At 66.6% G+C, this 983-nt stretch carries 1 protein-coding gene; it reads left to right on the top strand.

Annotation, left to right across the window (positions count from 1 at the left end):
• Positions 1-983 (top strand): acyl-CoA carboxylase subunit beta (locus AC1RRS_RS24865; RefSeq protein WP_492857501.1); only part of this gene is annotated, 983 nt, incomplete at both ends.

A 983-nucleotide genomic window follows, 5' to 3' on the forward strand; every position in this document is an offset into this window, starting at 1 on the left:
GCCCAGCACGCCAAGGGCAAGCTGACGGCCCGCGAGCGGATCGACCTGTTGCTCGACGAGGACTCGTTCGAGGAGTTCGACATGTTCGTCGAGCACCGGGGGACCGAGTTCGGCATGGCCGAGCAGAAGGTGGCCGGCGACGGGGTGGTGACCGGCTGGGGCACGATCAACGGCAAGGTCGTGTTCGTGTTCTCCAAGGACTTCACGGTGTTCGGCGGCAGCCTGTCGGGTGCCCACGCGGCCAAGATCGTCAAGGTCCAGCGCCAGGCGATGAAGGCCGGCGCGCCGATCATCGGCCTGTTCGACGCCGGCGGGGCGCGGATCCAGGAGGGCGTCGACAGCCTGGCCGGCTATGCCGACATCTTCCTCGAAAACACCCTGGCTTCGGGCGTCATTCCACAGATCAGCGTGATCATGGGTCCCTGCGCCGGCGGCGACGTCTACAGCCCCGCCATGACCGACTTCATCTTCATGGTGAAGGACACCAGCTACATGTTCGTCACCGGTCCGGACGTGGTGAAGACCGTCACCAACGAGGTGGTCACCGCCGAGGAACTGGGCGGGGCCCGCGTCCATGCGGCCAAGTCGGGCGTGGCCGAAGGGGCGTTCGAGAACGATCTCGAAGCCCTGACCCAGGTGCGCCGCCTGATCGACTTCCTGCCCTCGTCCAACCGCGAGAAGGCGCCGATCCGACCCAGCTTCGACGACCCGCACCGCGCCGAGGCCAGCCTCGACAGCCTGGTCCCGACCGATCCGGGCAAGCCCTACGACATGAAGGAGCTGATCCTGAAGATCGTCGACGAGGCCGACTTCTTCGAGATCTCGTCCGAGTGGGCCAGGAACATCGTCTGCGGCTTCGCCCGCATGGACGGGCAAACGGTGGGCATCGTCGCCAACCAGCCGCAGGTGCTGGCCGGCGTGCTCGACATCGACAGCTCCCGCAAGGCCGCCCGCTTCGTGCGGTTCTGCGACGCCTTCGAGAT

This window comes from Caulobacter sp. GW821-FHT12A07, assembly GCF_058807655.1.